The organism is Shivajiella indica, from assembly GCF_042683085.1.
GTDB lineage: Bacteria > Bacteroidota > Bacteroidia > Cytophagales > Cyclobacteriaceae > Shivajiella > Shivajiella indica.
In genome coordinates this window covers 326,347-344,149 of the sequence record NZ_JBHUIV010000016.1, presented here as the reverse complement: position 1 = coordinate 344,149, position 17,803 = coordinate 326,347, and the positions used below count along the sequence as shown (strand labels likewise).

The following is a 17,803-nucleotide window of genomic DNA, read 5'->3' as shown; positions in this document are numbered from 1 at the left end:
TTTAAAGACTAAAAAATGAAAAAATTAATTGTTATCGTTTTTCTTCTTGTAGGAAGTGTTGCTCATTCTCAAACCCAAACAAAAGGTAGATTGGAAGATCCTACCGGAGAGGTAAGGCTTAATTTTCTTAATACTATCCTATTAGGATCTATTGAATTGGGTTATGAACATTTTATTAAAAATGACCAGTCAATAGCCGTGGAATTTCATTTTAATGATAGGTTCAGTTACCAATCTTCAAAAAACGGGGTTGACTTTAATGCCACCGCAGTTTTACTTTCTTATAACTTCTATTTTGCCGAAAATGAGACTGGAAGTATGTATATCTCTCCATTCTTTAAATACCGCTTTGGTGATGTAACAGAAGATATCGATAATGTGGTGACTACAACAAATCTAAACAGTGGATATCTTGGTTTGATTGCAGGATATAGATGGAATTATAACAATTTTGCATTTGGTCCATTTGGTTCTATAGCAAGAGGATTTTCAGATGTGGTAGCTGAAAAATATTCTCCGGTTGAATTTAAGGCCGGTTTCAATGTAGGTTATAGATTTTAGTAAATTATCCGTTTAATTTCACCTAAAGGGGCTTATTTAAGCCCCTTTTTTTTGGTTTTTTTGTAAATTGAGTCAAATTTTTTCAATATGCGTTTCGCTGAATTTCCATTTTTAAGGTATTCCGTATTCTTTATTTCTGGAATTCTGGCTTACCCCAAGGTAAGCCAATTCCCTTTATTTTACTTCTTTTTACCACTTTTGGTCTTTTTTATCCTGTATTTATTAATCCTTCTTGTCAATTCCTATAAGGATCAATTCCGTTTTAAATCCTTTATACCCATTTTGGCCTATTTTCAACTTTTTATATTGGGCCTTCTTGCCTGTTTTCAAAAGGATATTAGTCAAAATTCCAAACAATTGATCAATTGCGAAGAACAAATAGAATCCTATTTGGCTTTGGTCCTGGAATATGATGAGCCCAAACCAAATTCATCCGCAAATAGGGTGAGTATAAAGAAAACTTTCAATGGTTTGGGTTGGCAACAAACTGAAGGAGAGGTTTTGCTTTACCACCGTTATGGTAAAAAATTAACCCCTGGAGATTTGGTTTGGATTGGGGATTCCCCTCAGAGAATTCATCCTGTGACAAATCCATTTGAATTTGATTATGCAGCTTTCCTTCTGAACCAACAGATTTCTCACCAACACTTTGTTAAGGATCATATTGAACGGATAGGAAGTTTAAATGAATTCCCCATTGAAAGTTTCTTTATGGATCTGAGGGCTCGAATTATGGCTGAGATTGATAAAACCTTTGATGATCCTAAATCCAATCAAATCGCCAAAGCTTTACTCTTGGGCCAGAAAAAGAATATGGATAAAGAAATCAGTGAAGCTTACGCCACAGCTGGAGCTATGCATGTTCTGGCAGTTTCAGGTTTGCATGTCGGTATTATTTATGGCTTTTTCTTTTTGTTTTTAAAGCCACAAAGACTTTCCCGTCCCAAGCGGGTTTTTTACCTGTCCTTATTGATTGTTTTGATTTGGTCCTATGCCTTGTTTACAGGGATGTCTCCTTCGGTCATGCGTGCTGCCACCATGTTTTCCTTGATGGCTTTGGCCCAAATGAGTTCACGGAATCCATCCATTTTTAATGCTATAGCCCTATCGGCTATCATAATTTTATTATTTAATCCTTTCTTAGTGTATTCCGTTGGATTCCAATTGTCCTACTCAGCGCTTATAGGGATTGTCTTAATTCAGCCTTTATTGGTTAATTTGTGGCTTCCTAAGTTAAGGGTGCTGGAATATGTTTGGCAGATCACAACTGTTGGACTTGCAGCCCAAATAGCAACATTTCCTATTTCGGCATATTACTTCCACAGCTTTCCAGTCTATTTCCTTATTTCCAACCTGGTAGCTATTCCAGGGGCATTTCTAATCATGTCCTTTGGAATTCCTTTCATGTTATTTCACTCAGTTCACTTTTTAGGCCAAGGTTTAGCCTGGATTACCGAAAAATTTATTTCTTACATCAATTATTTTATCTTCCTGATAAATGAATTGCCATTTTCCAAAATTTCCGAAATTTACCTTTCACCTTTGCATATAGCCCTATATTTTGTCTCTGTAATACTTCTCTTTATTTTATGGCATTCTCCCGGCAGGAAACTACTTTATTCAGTGATTATTGTCCTTTTGGCAATTGGATTGTTGCGAATACATTCAAAATTTGAAGGAATGTCCAAGAAGGAAATAGTTTGGTATGGTTTGGAGAATGGGATTGCCTTAGACATTTTTTTTGATGGAGATATTTATTCATTTCAGGATTTGTCGGATAAAGACCTGAGCTTTAAAGTCCAACCGAACAGGGATTATGCCAATCCAAATTCCCAAAGGGAATTGGTAGCTTTTCAATCCGGAAAAAAAATCCACGTTTTTCTACCAGGAAACCTTGGATCTTTGATTTTGGAACCCGGGCAACTTGATATTTCCAATCTGACAGAAGGATACAAGTTGTTCCTCTGGGAGAAAGGGAAATGGGAGGTTGAGCCCAAAGAAAAATTAGTTAAAATGAAGAACTGTGCTCAAAAAATAGTATTAAACTGAAGCTATTTTTGGAAGACCAAGACATCTGGTCTATCTTTCATTCTCTTATTGTTACCATACCTTAATCTGATTATTACGTGATGAACCAACCAGTGAATTTGTATAAAACAGAGCGTGTTGGATACATAGAACTCAACCGCCCGGAAAAAAGAAATGCCCTGAATGCAGAAATGGTAGAAGCCATCAAAGAAGCATTGGATAAAATGGAAATAGATAAAGATGTCAAAATAGTTGTTATCAAAGCGGCAGGAAAAGTATTCTGTTCAGGAGCTGATCTGGCTTATTTACAATCCATGCAAAAAAATTCCTTTGAGGAAAATCTGGCCGATAGCCAAAATCTTAAGGATTTGTTTCAAAGAATCTATTCATTCCCAAAAGTAGTAATTGCCCAAATTCAAGGTCATGCACTTGCCGGTGGTTGTGGATTGGCAACTATCTGTGATTTTTCTTTTGCAGTCCCTGAGGCAAAATTTGCATATACGGAAGTAAAACTGGGCTTTATTCCAGCCCTGGTGATGGTGTTTTTAATTAAAAAAATCGGTGCAGGAAAAGCAAAACACCTTTTGTTGGATGGTGATCTCATATCTGCTGGGGAAGCCAGGGAAATAGGCTTGATCAACTGGGTTGTAGAAGAAGAAGTTTTGGAAGAAATTGTCTTCAAGTATGCCCAGAAATTGGCAATTGGAAATTCGGGGCAATCCATGGGTAAAATAAAGGAAATGATTGCTGAACTGGAAGGCAAAAGTCTGGAAGAAGGTTTGGAATATGCTTCCCTTATGAATGCTTATGCGCGGAATTCCAAAGATTGTCAAAAAGGGATTGCTTCATTTTTGAACAAGCAAAATATTACCTGGTAAATTGAAAGAAAAGGCCTATCATATTCTTAAGACTGTTTTTGGTTACAGCGAATTCAGGCCAATTCAACTGGATATTGTCCTCTCTGTGCTTGAGGGTAAAGATGCTTTGGCACTGCTCCCTACAGGAGGAGGAAAATCTATTTGTTTCCAGGTTCCTGCTTTAGCGATGGAAGGCATTTGTATAGTAATCAGCCCTTTGATTGCGCTCATGAAAGATCAGGTGGATAATCTGAGAAAAAAAGGGGTTCTGGCTGCAGCCATTTATTCAGGAATGGGCAATAGGGAAATTGATACGGTTCTGGATAATTGTATTTACGGCAATTATAAATTTTTGTATGTCTCTCCGGAAAGATTGAAGACTGAGATTTTTATTGAGCGATTCAAAAAGATGAGGGTTAATCTTTTAGCAGTTGATGAGGCTCATTGTATTTCTCAATGGGGTTATGACTTTCGCCCACCTTATCTGGAAATTGCTGCCATCAGGCAATATCACCCGGATATTCCTTGCCTAGCTCTTACAGCCTCTGCGACCATACAAGTCAGGGAAGATATTGTTGAGAAACTAAAGCTAAAAAAGTCGAAGATTTTTGTGAAATCCTTTTCTAGGAAAAACCTGAGTTATAGTGTAAGGTTGGTGGAGAATAAATTGGAAAAAGCGATTGAAATATTAAATAAAATTTCCGGATCGGCAATAGTTTATTTACGCAATAGAAAAGGCACAAAAGAAGTGGCTTCCGTATTTAACAAATTAGGTATTCCTTCTACATTTTACCATGCGGGTCTGGATAATTTAACCAGAGAAAAAAGGCAATTGGAGTGGAAATCCAACCGGATAAGGGTCATGGTCGCTACCAATGCCTTTGGAATGGGTATAGATAAGCCGGATGTGCGTTTAGTTGTCCACTTGGATTTACCTGAAAATCTTGAGAATTATTACCAGGAAGCAGGTAGGGCAGGAAGGGATGAAAAAAGGGCCTATGCGGTTTTACTTTCCAATGAACAGGATATGTTAGCTTTGGAGGAAAGGGCCAGTCATGCATATCCATCAATTGATTTTTTAAAAAAAGTTTATCAGAGTCTGGCCAATTATTATAGAATGGCAGTAGGAAGCGGCTATTTGTCCAGTTTTGATTTTGAAATTTCCATTTTTGCCAATACCTATAATTTGGAGGTCCTCCTAACATACAATGCTATCAAAGTTCTACAAGAAGAAGGTCTAATTGAGCTTAACGAAAGCTTTTTTAACCCTTCTTCCATAAGATTTTTGGTCAATCAATCCAAATTGTATGAATTTCAGATTGCCAATGCTAAACTTGATCCTTTGATCAAACTGTTGTTAAGGTCATTTGGAGGGGAATTGTTTGTGGAGTTTTTAAAGATTCAGGAAGCCAAATTGGCCAAATCGCTGAATATTCCCGAAAAATATTTGGTACAAATGTTAGAGCAACTCGATAATTTGGGAATACTTTCCTATAATAAAAGAAAAGATAAGCCCCAAATTACTTTTCTTACTGAGCGATTTGATGCAGGAAAATTACCTTTGGATCAAAAAAGAATAGAATTGAGAAGGCAAAACACCATGCATAAAGCTTCGGCTATGATAGCTTATTTGAAAAATACAGGTTTGTGTAGGGCTAACCAGATTTCATCTTATTTTGGAGAAAGATCGGATGATTTATGCGGTATTTGTGATGTTTGTCTTGAAAGAATGAAGATCAAAAGCCTTCATCCTAATCAGGTAAGAGAAAAAATTATTCAAACTTTACGAGTGGGGAAAGTGTTTTCCTTATTAAATATCCATGAAATTACCGGATTGGAAAATGACCAAGATACTATCGCTATTGTACGGGAGCTAGAAGAAGAGGGGCTGATTGTGCTTGATTCAAACGGTGTTTATAAACTTAAAAATTAATGGCTTCATTTATTGACGATGTCTTAGGTAAACTATTCCCCAAAAAGACGAATCCTATTCAGGTAAAGGAAAATTTTAAACAAACAGAAATAGAACAGGAAGCAGTTGATTCTTGGATGGTTTCAAAAGATGGTTTGTCTTTATTAGCCTTGGTGGCCAAGAATTATCACTTCAAAAAATCAGGAATAAACAGTCATCCTGAGGTACACATCCTCAATTCCCCCTATGCAAATGGTTTTGCTGTTTCCTACGATATACCCTTCGATGAAAAAACTTTTTCCCATATTTTCTTTGCTTTTGGCCGACGAATGTTAGATTTGGGTTATCGTCGGGTCAGTTTGGACAGAAAAATTGAAGAGATCAATGAAGATGTCAAAACTACTGAAAAGCAATATTTCAAGCCTCCTTTGAGCAATGCGGGCTTTTCTCAAAAAATTGACCAGCTTTTTGGGAATGTAAGTATTGAAAAAGTGAGTATCAACGATAAGCCCAGTTTTATCAAGGTCCTGGTAACTGTTTATTCAGATCATATGTATCAAAAGGCCTTGAATTTCGACCAGTTTATCGAAGAGTTATTTGAAAAAAAGCATTAGTATGAATAGACAATTACTAAGGACAAGTCTTCAAAATTATAGGACCCCATTTGAGGAAGAATCTACTTTTATCAAAGATTTCGTTGACCTTACTTATGATGATCTGGCTTTTGTTAGAGAAAGATTAGAGGGTCATTTTACAGGTTCTGCATGGATCGTAAACAAAAGGCGTACCCACACCTTGTTGACTTTGCACCGGAAATTAAATAGATGGCTTCAACTGGGGGGACATGCTGATGGGAATGAAAATCTATTAGAAGTGGCCATGATGGAAGCAAAAGAAGAAAGTGGATTGACCTCTTTGAGATTTGTAGATGCAGGGATATTTGATCTTGATAGACATTTGATTCCTGAAAAAGCGGATGTTCCTGAACATTTTCATTATGATGTTAGGTTCCTGATAGAAGCCGAGATGAATGAGCCCTTGGTTTTATCAGAGGAAAGTAAAGATTTGGCATGGATTCCTTATGACTCTGTGGCAGACCTTGTGGGACACAATCAGTCAATTCTCAGAATGTTAGAAAAGACCAGTAAATCAGAGATATTGCTTTGATAGAAATAAAAAACAAATGATGAAGTTAATTCCGGAGGATGTCATGTCCTCCTTTTCTTTTTCCGTTCAGGTACAGATCAGATTCTCAGATATAGATGGCTATATGCACGTGAACAATGGTGTTTATTTCAGCTACCTTGAACATGCCAGGGCCCATTACCTGTACAAAGTCTGTGATTGGGATATTATGGAGACAGGAACCGTTGTGGCCAATATTTCAATTGATTACCGTACCCCTATCCATGTGAAGGATAAAATTGAGGTTTTTGTGAGGTGTAATCATGTTGGAAACACTTCATTTGTTCTGGAACAGGTAATTATGGGTGAAAAAGAATCAGGTGAAGTCAAGATTTTTGCACAAGCTTCCACAACAATGGTTTCAGTGGATATGGTAAATATGAGACCTGTACCTGTTCCTGAAGTGTATGCTTCAAAAATGAGAGGATTCAGCTCTTAATAAATTGTTTATCTTTGCCTGAAAATTTACCAAAAGTGAAAAAGAATTTGTTTTGGATAGCCATTTTGGCTTTTGTTTGGTCATGTAGTCCATCTGAACAGGAATTATTTGATGAAGGTCTAAGGTTAATGGAGGCTGAAGAATATCAAAAGGCAATTGAATATTTTGATAGGGTTCTGGAAAAAAATCCGGAAAATACTTCGGCATATAATGCTAAAGGGGTTGCGCTGTTTCAGCAAACCAAATATGACGCAGCAATAAGTTCCTTTACAAAATCCATTGAAAAAGACTCATCTTCTTATAAACCTTTTTTTAACCGGGGGAATGCTTATTTGGAGAAAAAGGCATTTCGGGAAGCTGTCCTTGATTATAATACAGCTAATGGCCTGGATCAAAGTCAAATAGATATCTATTACAACAGAGGTTTGGCTTTGCTGGGATTGGAGCAATATGAAGATGCAATCTTTGATTTCGATGTGGTCCTTCAGGGCAATCCCGACAACTCCCTGGCCCAATTCAATAAGGCAAAAGCCCAATTGGGCAATAATGATCCTGTAGGAGCCGTAGAATCCCTTTTCAACACAGTAATTTTGGATAAGAGAAACGGTGCAGCTTACTACTTGCTTGGAGTTACTCAAATGAGTGCCTTTGGTCAAAAGGAAGATGGTTGCGCCAATCTTAAAATGGCATTGAATCTTGGTTTTAGAGAGGCCAAAAGCTGGGTTGATGATTTTTGTCAGGAATAATGGCGGATATTGGAAAAGACATTTATAAGGCAAAATCCTTTTTAGAGCAGGGGGATTTGGTGGGGATCCCCACAGAAACTGTTTATGGATTGGCTGGAAATGCCCTAAACCCGGATGCAGTTGCAAGGATTTTTGCGGTAAAAAACCGACCTAGTTTTGACCCATTAATCCTTCATACCTATGATCTTGAAAGGGTTGAAAACTTTACTTTGGATATACCTGAACAACTTTTGCCATTAGCTGAAAAATACTGGCCTGGGCCTTTGACGCTTTTGCTGCCAAAAAAGGAAATTGTTCCCGATTTGGTGACCAGTGGATTGGATAAGGTAGCGGTGAGGATTCCCAATCATCCCTTGACAAGAGAACTTTTGGCTATCTTAGATTTCCCCTTGGCTGCGCCAAGTGCCAATCCTTTTGGATATATCAGTCCAACAAATGCGAATCATGTAAACGATCAACTGGGAGATAAAATCCCCTACATTCTAGATGGGGGTATCTGCAACGTTGGATTGGAAAGCACAATTGTTGGAATTGAAGATGGAAAAGTAACGGTTTACAGATTAGGGGGATTGGAATTAGATAAAATAGAGGCAGTGGTGGGAAATGTTCAACTTATGGCCCATTCAAGCAGCAACCCCAAATCTCCAGGAATGCTAAAAAGCCATTATTCACCAAAAAAGCCTTTCATTGTAGGTGATTTGTCCGAACTGGTTAAATTCTATACCTCAAAGGGAGTGGATTTTGCCGTTTTATCTTTTGACAAGGAGATTGAGGAAATACCAAAATTCCGTCAGATCCAATTAAGCAGGAATAAAGACTTATCCGAAGCAGCAAAAAATCTTTTTGCTTCCATGAGAGCTTTGGATAGCTTGGATGTTTCCGTAATTTTATCAGAACTTTTGCCAGAGGAAGGATTGGGAAGAGCCATAAACGATAGGTTGAGGAGAGCCTCGGTGGGTGAGTAGTATGAAACATTTAAATTTTACTTAATTTCAATGTTTGGTGAATTTAAGAGCAGTAACTTTGGATGGGTAAGACGTTCCAATATTGACATGTGATTTTGATAATCAAATCTTTTAAACAAATTAAACCATGAGCAACAGAATCAAAAGTGTAGACAACCTCGATTTTAAGGGTAAAAAGGCCTTGATAAGAGTGGATTTTAATGTCCCTTTAGATGAGCATCAAAATGTTTCTGATGATACAAGAATCAAAGCTGCAATACCTACCATCGAAAAAATCCTTAAAGATGGTGGATCTGTGATTTTGATGTCCCATTTGGGAAGACCAAAAGATGGGCCCACTGAGAAATATTCTCTAAGGCATGTGGTAGGAAGCCTACAGAAATTATTGGGTAAACCTGTCAAATTTGCACCGGACTGTATTGGTGATGAAGCAAAAAACCTAGCTCTAGGGCTTCAGCCAGATGAGGTTTTACTTTTGGAAAACCTTCGTTTTTACAAAGAAGAGGAAAAAGGAGATGAAGCTTTTGCAGAGAAACTGTCCAAATTAGGAGATATTTATGTAAATGATGCCTTTGGCACAGCCCACAGGGCACATGCCTCTACTGCTGTAATTGCTAAGTTTTTTAATACAAAAGCAACGGGTTATTTAATGCTTTCTGAACTTGAGAATGCAGATAAAGTTCTGGAAAAACCGGAAAGGCCATATACTGCCATCATGGGTGGGGCTAAGATATCAGATAAAATTCTGATAATTGAAAGATTGTTGGACAAAGTAGACAATTTGATAATCGGAGGGGGCATGTCATATACTTTTTCTAAAGCCCAAGGCGGTAAAATCGGAAATTCCCTTTGCGAAGAAGATAAACTTGATTATGTATTGGAATTGATGAAAAAGGCTGATGAAAAAGGCGTAAAACTTTTTCTTCCGGTAGACACAGTGACTTCCAAAGAATTTTCAAATGAGGCGGAACAGGGTTTGGCCAAAGCAGGAGAAATTCCAGATGGCTGGATGGGATTGGATATTGGTCCTGAGACCAGGAAATTATTTGCAGATGTTATTAAGAGTTCTAAAACTATTCTATGGAATGGTCCAATGGGAGTTTTTGAAATGAGTAGTTTTTTGAATGGAACAGTAGCTGTGGCAGAAGCAATTGCTGAAGCAACCGAAAACGGGGCCTTCTCCCTTATTGGAGGAGGGGATTCAGCTGCTGCTGTAAATAAGTTTGGTTTTGGAGATAAAGTATCCTATGTTTCTACAGGTGGAGGTGCATTATTGGAACACATGGAAGGGAAAGTCCTTCCAGGAGTGGCTGCATTGATGCCCTAATTCATGGGAGTATAGATCATAAAAAAGGCCAAGGAATTGGCCTTTTTTTATGATAATCACCCAGGTTTGGAAAACATTTCTATCGCTTTGACCCATTCCTATCTTAGGAATTTTTTTCTAAGGGATTAATTTTATATAAACATTAGTAACAAAATATTACTAACATTTTGTTACTAATGTTTTGTTACTTAATTTTAGCAAAATGAAATCCGAAACTCCATTTCCAACAACGGGATATACAGGACCTGACAATTTTTGTGATAGGAAAAGAGAAACCCTGAAAATCCGTCAATTTCTACAAGGTGGGCAATCAGTTACCTTGGTATCAATAAGACGGATGGGAAAAACTGCATTAATTAGGCATATAGAGTTTGAATTGGGAAAAACTTGGTTAACGATTTATTTGGATATTTTTAAAACTTCCAATTTTAACGAACTATTAAATGAATTGGCTACTGCCATACTCCAAGCGGTTGAACAAAACAGTTCTTTAGGGAAAAAGGTCTGGGGCTTTATGAAGACTATTCGGCCAACTATTCAATTCAATGAACTTTCAGGTTTGTCAGCTGTCAGTTTTGATGTGCAGCCAGAAATTGCGAAAAATAACATAAGGGTTATTTTTGAGATGTTGGAATCCCAAAAAGTTCCTGTATTAATTTCAATTGACGAATTCCAGCAGATTACCCAATATCCCGAAAAGCATGTGGATGCTTGGATAAGGTCTGTGATCCAGGAATTAAAAAATGTGGTTTTTATCTTTTCAGGAAGTCAGCATCATGTGATGACAGAACTTTTCACCCATCCCAATCTACCTTTTTTCAGTAGTACAAGCTTTATGAAATTGGACAAAATCCCAAAAGAAGAATATGCAGATTTTATCAAACAAAAGTTTGAACATGCAAAATGGAAGGTGGACATGGAAGGTATTGAGGAATTATTGGATTGGACCGATTTACATACTTATTATGTCCAATTGATCTGTAATAGGATGTACCACGCAGGTTACAAGAAAAATATTCCTTTGGCCTGGAAGGTAGAAGCACTGAAAGCAATGGAAGAGATGCAGCATACTTTTTTCAATATTAGAAATCTTTTGACCAAAGGCCAATGGCGGCTTTTGGCTGCCATAGCTAAAGAAGAAAAAGTATTTTTTCCTACTGCGGGGGATTTTATAAAAAAATATGATTTAACGAGTTCTGCTGCTGTAATCAGGGCCTTGGAAGCTTTAGTGGAAAAGGAAATCATTTATTATGATTATAATCAAAATGGAGAAAAATTTTATAAACTTGTTGATTTGTTGATGATGCGATGGTTTCAGAATTTCGCGTATTAACAAAACAATGATATCTTTGGGTATAATTTTGATCAATAATTTCGTTAAATTTTATCAAGACTGCAGAATAAAGGTTTTGATAGGGACCCTTTGCAACTTTTATATATGATGAGAAAAGAATTATTATTGTTCCTTTTTTTTGCCGGGATAACTTCATCCTGTATGGACATTGAGGAAATCAGCAGTACCTGCGAAGTTTATGTTGTTATGGAGGATGGATCGGTCCGCTTTTATGAAATGTTTGAGGATATCCGAAGAAATAAAGCTACTGGGGTTTTTACCTATCGTGATGAAAATGGAAGGCTATGGTCTATCAACCAAGGAGAAGATGGACAATGGTATTCCAAAAGCCAGGATGGGACTCCCAAAGTAGTGGAAAAGGTGGTTTGTGGATCGGATGTGTTTTTTGAAGAAGAGAAAGAAGAAACCGGTCCATAACTAAGCCGATCTCTTTCATTGCCTATTTCATTTTTTATACTTTTTAGTTCTTTCATCTTCAATGACTCCGCTCCAGTTTAATCCATAAGCAAAATCATAAGAATTGCCCTGTTCATCTTTATGACATTCCATATCATGGGGAACATCTTCAAACTGCTCTTCCACAATTTTCATATTTGCCGGCATTTGAATGGGCAATAATGCCGAAGGTTCTGATTTGCCAATAAGTATATCGAGGATGGCTTGGTCCTGAACACCAAAGTGTAAAAGTATTCCATTTACCTCTCTTTCAAATTCATGGAAAATCATAGGATTAGAAGCATTGATAACCGATATAACCGGCTTCCCTTTCATTGATTTTGTGGTTTCCTGAATAAGTTGTAATTCTTTGAAATTGGCTGCCGTTATTGATTTGTTCTTATAAGATCTGTTTGTCACATCCGGGGCTATGATAGGATCACCTGCTGCGATGCTTTGCTCTCTGGAAAATTCTGCTTTATAGGGGCCATACTGTAAACTAATAGGTACATATCCATTCCCTCCTTTTTCCCTGTCTTCGGGGTCATAACCAGTACCTGATTCAGGATTGCTGACAAATACCAAGGCATAATCTGCCTCTTCAGGTGTTTCAGCCAGATCAAAGTATTTTTTAGCAATTTCAAGATTAATGGCATCCACCCATTTTTCTTCTGATTTTACACCCCACCAATTGGTAGTAGAAGGGATGAATTTTTTAGGTATATAAACTTTACTTTTTTGTGCCAATGGAAGTATGTTTTCCTTATTTTTCAATAAGACGATGGACTTTAATTGGGCCTGGTAGCCCTCGTCCATGAAAACTGGGTTTCCAACTGTCTCCTTGGTAAGTTTTGGATCTAAATAAGGATTTTCAAACAGGCCGGTTTGGAAAATATTTCGTAAGAGCCTTACAGCAGATTGTTCAAATCTAGCCCTCATCCATTCCTCACCATGTTCTATTGCACCCATTTGATAGGCTTCCAATACAGGCCTGATATCATTATTTCCTCCAAATTGATCGGCTCCGGCCATCAACACCCTGTAATGTCTTTCTGCAATGGTTTTGTCTTCCATACCCCAGGGTTTTCCCATAAATATTTCAGGCTTTGGACCTTCATTGCCGGTGACACCCCAATCCGTACATACCACTCCTTCATACCCGTATTTCTCCCTTAACAAATCATGGATCAGGTACTTATTGTAGGCATTGGCAACATTATCTTTATCCTTGACGTCCTGTTCGTATGAAATAGTGTAATAAGGCATAACTGCAGAAGCGTATTTAGTTCGTCCTTTAAGTTTGAAAGCCCCTTCTGTAAAAGGAATCAAATGATCTTTGAAATTATCTCCAGGGTAAACCGCAAACTTCCCATAAGCAAAATGGGCGTCTCTCCCTCCTTCCTCTGGTCCTCCCCCCGGCCAATGTTTCACCATGGCATTCACACTTTGAAATCCCCATCCATTCGCTAATTCATTGGATATATCCGAACTTTGAAAGCCATCGACATATGCCCTTGCCATGTCAGCTGATAGGTTTGGGTCTTCTCCAAAAGTTCCTTTCAACCTATTCCAACGTGGTTCTGTACCAAGGTCAATTTGCGGAGAAAGCGCTGTAGTCAGGCCCAATGCTCTATATTCTATGGATCCGACTTCTCCAAAACGTTGGACCAAGGAAGGATCAAAGGTTGCTGCCAATCCAAGAGATTCCGGCCACATGGATATATTTCCACCAGAACCTGCATTATATTCTGTACTAGCCACAGGTCCATGTCTAGGGTCCGAACTGTTGTTGGCAGGAATTCCTAGCCCCAAGCCCTCCACAAATTCTTGGGCATTGTTGTTCCAGATAGCTGCTATTTCAGGGCTCTCAACTCTTGTAATCAGAACATGTCTTAGGTTGTCCTCAGAAAGGAATTTCTTTTGCTGATCAGATAAGACGGAAGCAGGTAGGCCGCTTTCAGGAAATGGCTTCCCTTCATAAGTTCCTGCACCAAAACCTCCAGCTGCAGCTGGGATTGATTGGTGCGAGCTGTAAAGCATCATTCCGGCAATTTGCTCAACAGACATTTTCGAGGCTAGGTCTTTTGCTCTTTCATCAGTTGAAAGTCTCCAGTCCTCGTATTTGTCTAATTTGCCATTTTTATTCAGATCTTTAAACTTGAGTCCTTTTTCATCCAAAATAGATACCTCTGATCCCAATGAATAACCAAGGACCGGGCCATTGGATTGGGAAATGATTTTTATTGACTCGCCGATCGATGATTCTTTTACTTCGTTTTCATTACATGAAAAGAAAAATACTGCAGTAACGACAAACAGGAAAATTTGATGATTTTTGTTTTTCATAGTATTTGATTTGAACAAATATACTTCATAATGTAAAAATCACATAATGAATAGCGCTGATATTGATAAATTTATGTTATTTTTCGCTCTTAAATCAATATGGCCTACCAATCTTAAAGGATAGGTACCATTTGTATGAATACCTTCGAGGCCTTCAAAAAATCATGCTATATTTCCAAGCAAATCAATAACCTATGTTAACCAAAAAAGTACTAAAACAAAGCGTAATTCTTGCTGTAATGGCTTTGGTGTTTTTTAGCTCCTGCAATAAAAGGAGTGGGAGTCCTAAAGTCTTGGTATTCAGTAAAACTGCAGGTTTTTATCATGAATCAATTCCGGATGGTATAGCAGCACTTCAAAAACTCGGTGCTGAAAATGGATTTGATGTGGATACGACCACCAATGCAGAACTCATCAATGAGGAAAATCTAAACCAATATTCGGCTGTAATCTGGTTGAGTACCACTGGAGATGTACTTAATCATTATCAGGAAGCTGATTTCGAAAGATACATTCAAGCAGGTGGAGGTTATGTTGGAATTCATGCTGCCACAGACACTGAAAACCATTGGGGATGGTATAACCGTCTAGCAGGTGCTTATTTTTCGTATCACCCAGGTATCGGAGACTCTTTTTCGAATGTTCAGGATGGCAAATTAAATGTGACAGACAGGAAGCATCCGAGTACCCGGTTTTTGCCAGAAATATGGAATAGAAGAGATGAATGGTATCATTTTGAAAAAATGAACCCTGATGTGAATGTCTTAATGGATATTGATGAAGAAAGTTACCAGCAAACACGACCTATGGGTTACCATCCCATGGCCTGGTATCATGAGTACGATGGAGGAAGGGCCTGGTACACTGCAGGGGGGCATACCAGTGAGTCTTTTACAGAGGAACTCTTCATAAAGCATGTTTTGGAAGGGATAAAATATGCAATTGGTGACAATAAAAAATTGGATTATTCTAAAGCAAAAACCCAGAGAGTGCCCGAAGAAAACAGGTTTGAGAAAAAAATGTTGGTGCTTGGGGAATTCACTGAACCAACAGAAATGACCATTCTTCCAAACCTGGATATTCTTATTGCCCAAAGAAGAGGAGAGATTCTTTTATATAAAAATGGGGATTCCACGGTAAGGGAAGTGGCTAAATTGGATGTCTACTGGAAAACAGATGTACCTGGTGTGAATGCAGAAGAAGGGGTTATGGGTATTCAAAAAGACCCAAATTTCGCTAAGAATGGTTATGTTTTTGTCTTTTACAGTCCAACAGGAGATAACGAAATTAACAGGCTTTCAAGGTTTAAGTTTAAAAATGACCAATGGGATATGGCTTCTGAAAAAGTTATTCTGGAATTGTATTCCCAGAGAAATATTTGTTGCCATACGGGAGGGTCCATTGCTTTTGACAAAAACGGTTTATTGTATCTTTCCACGGGAGATAATTCAACCCCATTTAACCAGCAAAACAGCAAGTATGTCAATCGTGGATTTGCTCCGTTAGATGATAGGCCAGGTTTCGAGCAGTTTGATGCCAGAAGGAGTTCAGGAAATTCTAATGACCTACGCGGAAAAATTCTAAGAATCAAGGTCAATGAAGATGGAAGCTATGATATTCCTGAAGGAAATCTGTATCCAAAAGGAACAGAAGGGACCCGTCCTGAAATCTATGTACAGGGTAACAGAAATCCTTACAGAATATCCATTGATCAGAAAACAGGATTCCTGTATTGGGGTGAGGTCGGTCCTGATGCGAATGCTGATAGTTTAGATACCAGAGGGCCAAGAGGTTATGATGAAGTCAATCAGGCAAGAAAAGCAGGAAATTTCGGTTGGCCTTATTTTGTAGGAAATAATTATGCCTATGTGGAATATGACTATGCGACCGGAAAATCAGGAATTACCTTTGATCAATCCAAGCCTTTAAACAATTCAAGAAACAATACAGGGATAAGGGAATTACCTCCGGTGGCACCGGCATTTATTTGGTATCCTTATGCTGTTTCTACGGATTTTCCTCAATTGGGTACGGGTGGAAGGAATGCGATGGCCGGGCCGGTTTATTATTCAGATATGTTTCCAAAAGAAACCCGTTATCCTTCATATTATGATGGTAAGCTGTTTATTTATGACTGGGTAAGAGGATGGGTTAAAGCGGTAACCATGCGTCCAAATGGTGATTTTGATAAGATGGAGCCATTTATGGCAGGAACAAAATTCAATGCGTTGATGGATATGGAAGTAGGGCCCGATGGGAAGCTATATATTCTTGAATATGGAAATGGCTGGTTTACAAAGAATCCCGATGCAGGTTTGTCAAGAATTGATTTCAACGCAGGAAACAGAACCCCAGTGGTAGAATCCATCACTGTAGATAAAACTTCCGGATCAATTCCTTTCACAACAACTTTTACAGTTAGTGCAAAAGATCCTGAAAATGATCCATTGACGTATAATTGGGATTTGGGTAACGGGGAAATTATAACAACCAATGAACCTAAGCTTACCTACACATTCAAGGAAATCGGAGATTATGATGTTCAAGTGGAAGTAAGTGATCCTGGCAAATTAAAATCGAAAAGCACAATAACCTCAGTATATGCAGGAAATATCGCTCCTGAGGTACAAATTGAGCTAAAAGGAAACCAAACTTTCTATTTCCCAGGTATTCAAGTGCAATATGAAGTGAAAGTTTCAGACCCTGATGATGCAGAGGCTGGTAAAGACCTTTCTACGCTTTTTGTATCTGCGGACTATATTTCAGGTCTTGACCAAGCAGAAGCTTCTAAGGGACATTTGATCATGACTGAGGCCATGGTCGGAAAAAGTTTGATCAGTTCACTGACCTGTAAAACCTGTCATAAGGAGGATGAGGAATCCATTGGACCTGCCTATGTGGAAGTGGCAAGGAAATATAGAAGAAACCCAAATGCTGTTTCTTATTTGATCAATAAAATCCAAAAAGGTGGAGGAGGTGTCTGGGGAGAAACAGCCATGCCTGCCAATCCAGATCTCAAATATGATGATGCCAGCAAAGTTGTCGCTTACATATTGTCCTTGGGAAGAAGGGCAGAGGAAAAACCATCACTTCCAGCTGTTGGATCAGTAGATCCAACTACGGGAAAGACATTGACTGAAAATGGTGTATTTGTTCTTTCGGCAAGTTTCACCGATAGAGGAGGAGAAAATATCAAACCATTGATAGGAAATTCTTCAGTTGTTTTGAGGAATCCGGTGATCAGTACATCAGAAGCCAAAGATTTGGTGGGATTCACTACCATGAGTTTTGGAGGCCGGACATTTTTGATCATGCCATCAGATGAAGCTTCTTTTGCAATCCGTGGTGTAGACTTGACTGATATAGGAAGTATTGTCCTTTCAGGTGGGGGCCAAAGGGCCTCTGTCAAGGGATATAGCGTAGAGTTAAGATTGGGCAGTACTACAGGAACAAAAATTGGCGAAGGAACTTTCAAAGTTGGAGGTCAGGGGCCAGGGGGAATGATGTTTGGCGTAAGCCCTATAAATATCCAGGCTGTCACAGATGGTCAAAAACATGATCTTTATGTCGTGACCAAACCTCTTGAAGGAGATGAAGAATCTGCCGCACTAATCAATGTAGAATTCAAGAAAAAATAAGAATAACTCT

14 protein-coding genes are annotated in these 17,803 nt (G+C 38.3%); 13 read left to right on the top strand and 1 reads right to left on the bottom strand.

Annotated features, from left to right (window positions below):
- The first annotated feature begins 15 nt into the window (after window positions 1–15).
- The 12 genes from ACFSKV_RS10950 (at window position 16) to ACFSKV_RS10895 (ending at window position 11,791) form a co-directional block, all read left to right on the top strand.
- Window positions 16–561: a DUF3575 domain-containing protein gene (locus ACFSKV_RS10950; RefSeq protein WP_380802492.1), complete on the top strand. Its 546-nt coding sequence runs from the start codon at window positions 16–18 to the stop codon at window positions 559–561.
- Between the two features lie 87 nt (window positions 562–648).
- Window positions 649–2,610, top strand: a complete 1,962-nt coding sequence (locus ACFSKV_RS10945; protein ID WP_380802490.1) for a ComEC/Rec2 family competence protein — start codon at window positions 649–651, stop codon at window positions 2,608–2,610.
- A gap of 80 nt (window positions 2,611–2,690) precedes the next feature.
- Window positions 2,691–3,467 (top strand): enoyl-CoA hydratase/isomerase family protein, encoded by a 777-nt coding sequence (locus tag ACFSKV_RS10940; protein ID WP_380803312.1) that lies wholly within the window; start codon window positions 2,691–2,693, stop codon window positions 3,465–3,467.
- Window position 3,468: 1 nt separating this feature from the next.
- The gene (locus ACFSKV_RS10935; protein ID WP_380802487.1) at window positions 3,469–5,379 is read left to right on the top strand and encodes a RecQ family ATP-dependent DNA helicase; all 1,911 of its coding nucleotides are present in this window, start codon (window positions 3,469–3,471) and stop codon (window positions 5,377–5,379) included.
- The gene (locus ACFSKV_RS10930) at window positions 5,379–5,972 is read left to right on the top strand and encodes a hypothetical protein (protein WP_380802485.1); all 594 of its coding nucleotides are present in this window, start codon (window positions 5,379–5,381) and stop codon (window positions 5,970–5,972) included. Before ACFSKV_RS10935 ends, ACFSKV_RS10930 begins: the two co-directional genes overlap by 1 nt.
- A gap of 1 nt (window position 5,973) precedes the next feature.
- Window positions 5,974–6,525: an NUDIX hydrolase gene (locus ACFSKV_RS10925; RefSeq protein ID WP_380802483.1), complete on the top strand. Its 552-nt coding sequence runs from the start codon at window positions 5,974–5,976 to the stop codon at window positions 6,523–6,525.
- 16 nt (window positions 6,526–6,541) lie between these two features.
- Window positions 6,542–6,982 carry an acyl-CoA thioesterase gene (locus ACFSKV_RS10920; RefSeq protein WP_380802481.1) on the top strand — a complete coding sequence of 147 codons (441 nt, stop codon included), beginning with the start codon at window positions 6,542–6,544 and terminating at the stop codon, window positions 6,980–6,982.
- A 35-nt stretch (window positions 6,983–7,017) separates the two neighbouring features.
- Window positions 7,018–7,728, top strand: coding sequence for a tetratricopeptide repeat protein (locus ACFSKV_RS10915; protein ID WP_380802479.1), 711 nt, complete (start codon window positions 7,018–7,020; stop codon window positions 7,726–7,728).
- The gene (locus ACFSKV_RS10910) at window positions 7,728–8,693 is read left to right on the top strand and encodes an L-threonylcarbamoyladenylate synthase (protein ID WP_380803310.1); all 966 of its coding nucleotides are present in this window, start codon (window positions 7,728–7,730) and stop codon (window positions 8,691–8,693) included. Before ACFSKV_RS10915 ends, ACFSKV_RS10910 begins: the two co-directional genes overlap by 1 nt.
- A gap of 127 nt (window positions 8,694–8,820) precedes the next feature.
- Window positions 8,821–10,020 carry a phosphoglycerate kinase gene (locus tag ACFSKV_RS10905; RefSeq protein ID WP_380802475.1) on the top strand — a complete coding sequence of 400 codons (1,200 nt, stop codon included), beginning with the start codon at window positions 8,821–8,823 and terminating at the stop codon, window positions 10,018–10,020.
- 202 nt (window positions 10,021–10,222) lie between these two features.
- Window positions 10,223–11,353, top strand: coding sequence for an AAA family ATPase (locus tag ACFSKV_RS10900; protein WP_380802473.1), 1,131 nt, complete (start codon window positions 10,223–10,225; stop codon window positions 11,351–11,353).
- Window positions 11,354–11,458: 105 nt separating this feature from the next.
- Window positions 11,459–11,791 carry a hypothetical protein gene (locus ACFSKV_RS10895; protein ID WP_380802470.1) on the top strand — a complete coding sequence of 111 codons (333 nt, stop codon included), beginning with the start codon at window positions 11,459–11,461 and terminating at the stop codon, window positions 11,789–11,791.
- A gap of 27 nt (window positions 11,792–11,818) precedes the next feature.
- On the opposite strand, the gene ACFSKV_RS10890 is transcribed toward ACFSKV_RS10895, so the two are convergent.
- Window positions 11,819–14,155, bottom strand: coding sequence for a glycoside hydrolase family 3 protein (locus ACFSKV_RS10890; RefSeq protein ID WP_380802468.1), 2,337 nt, complete (start codon window positions 14,153–14,155; stop codon window positions 11,819–11,821).
- 194 nt (window positions 14,156–14,349) lie between these two features.
- Between ACFSKV_RS10890 and ACFSKV_RS10885 the strand changes: the two genes are divergently transcribed.
- Complete coding sequence (locus ACFSKV_RS10885) at window positions 14,350–17,793, top strand: ThuA domain-containing protein (RefSeq protein WP_380802465.1); 3,444 nt, start codon at window positions 14,350–14,352, stop codon at window positions 17,791–17,793.
- Window positions 17,794–17,803 lie beyond the last annotated feature (10 nt).

Bases quoted from the DNA above. Each gene is read 5' to 3' on its own strand.
- ACFSKV_RS10890 (WP_380802468.1), bottom strand. From the start codon at position 14,155: ATGAAAAACAAAAATCATCAAATTTTCCTGTTTGTCGTTACTGCAGTA.
- ACFSKV_RS10885 (WP_380802465.1), top strand. From the start codon at position 14,350: ATGTTAACCAAAAAAGTACTAAAACAAAGCGTAATTCTTGCTGTAATG.
- ACFSKV_RS10910 (WP_380803310.1), top strand. From the start codon at position 7,728: ATGGCGGATATTGGAAAAGACATTTATAAGGCAAAATCCTTTTTAGAG.
- ACFSKV_RS10920 (WP_380802481.1), top strand. From the start codon at position 6,542: ATGATGAAGTTAATTCCGGAGGATGTCATGTCCTCCTTTTCTTTTTCC.
- ACFSKV_RS10940 (WP_380803312.1), top strand. From the start codon at position 2,691: ATGAACCAACCAGTGAATTTGTATAAAACAGAGCGTGTTGGATACATA.
- ACFSKV_RS10925 (WP_380802483.1), top strand. From the start codon at position 5,974: ATGAATAGACAATTACTAAGGACAAGTCTTCAAAATTATAGGACCCCA.
- ACFSKV_RS10895 (WP_380802470.1), top strand. From the start codon at position 11,459: ATGATGAGAAAAGAATTATTATTGTTCCTTTTTTTTGCCGGGATAACT.
- ACFSKV_RS10945 (WP_380802490.1), top strand. From the start codon at position 649: ATGCGTTTCGCTGAATTTCCATTTTTAAGGTATTCCGTATTCTTTATT.
- ACFSKV_RS10905 (WP_380802475.1), top strand. From the start codon at position 8,821: ATGAGCAACAGAATCAAAAGTGTAGACAACCTCGATTTTAAGGGTAAA.
- ACFSKV_RS10900 (WP_380802473.1), top strand. From the start codon at position 10,223: ATGAAATCCGAAACTCCATTTCCAACAACGGGATATACAGGACCTGAC.
- ACFSKV_RS10950 (WP_380802492.1), top strand. From the start codon at position 16: ATGAAAAAATTAATTGTTATCGTTTTTCTTCTTGTAGGAAGTGTTGCT.
- ACFSKV_RS10930 (WP_380802485.1), top strand. From the start codon at position 5,379: ATGGCTTCATTTATTGACGATGTCTTAGGTAAACTATTCCCCAAAAAG.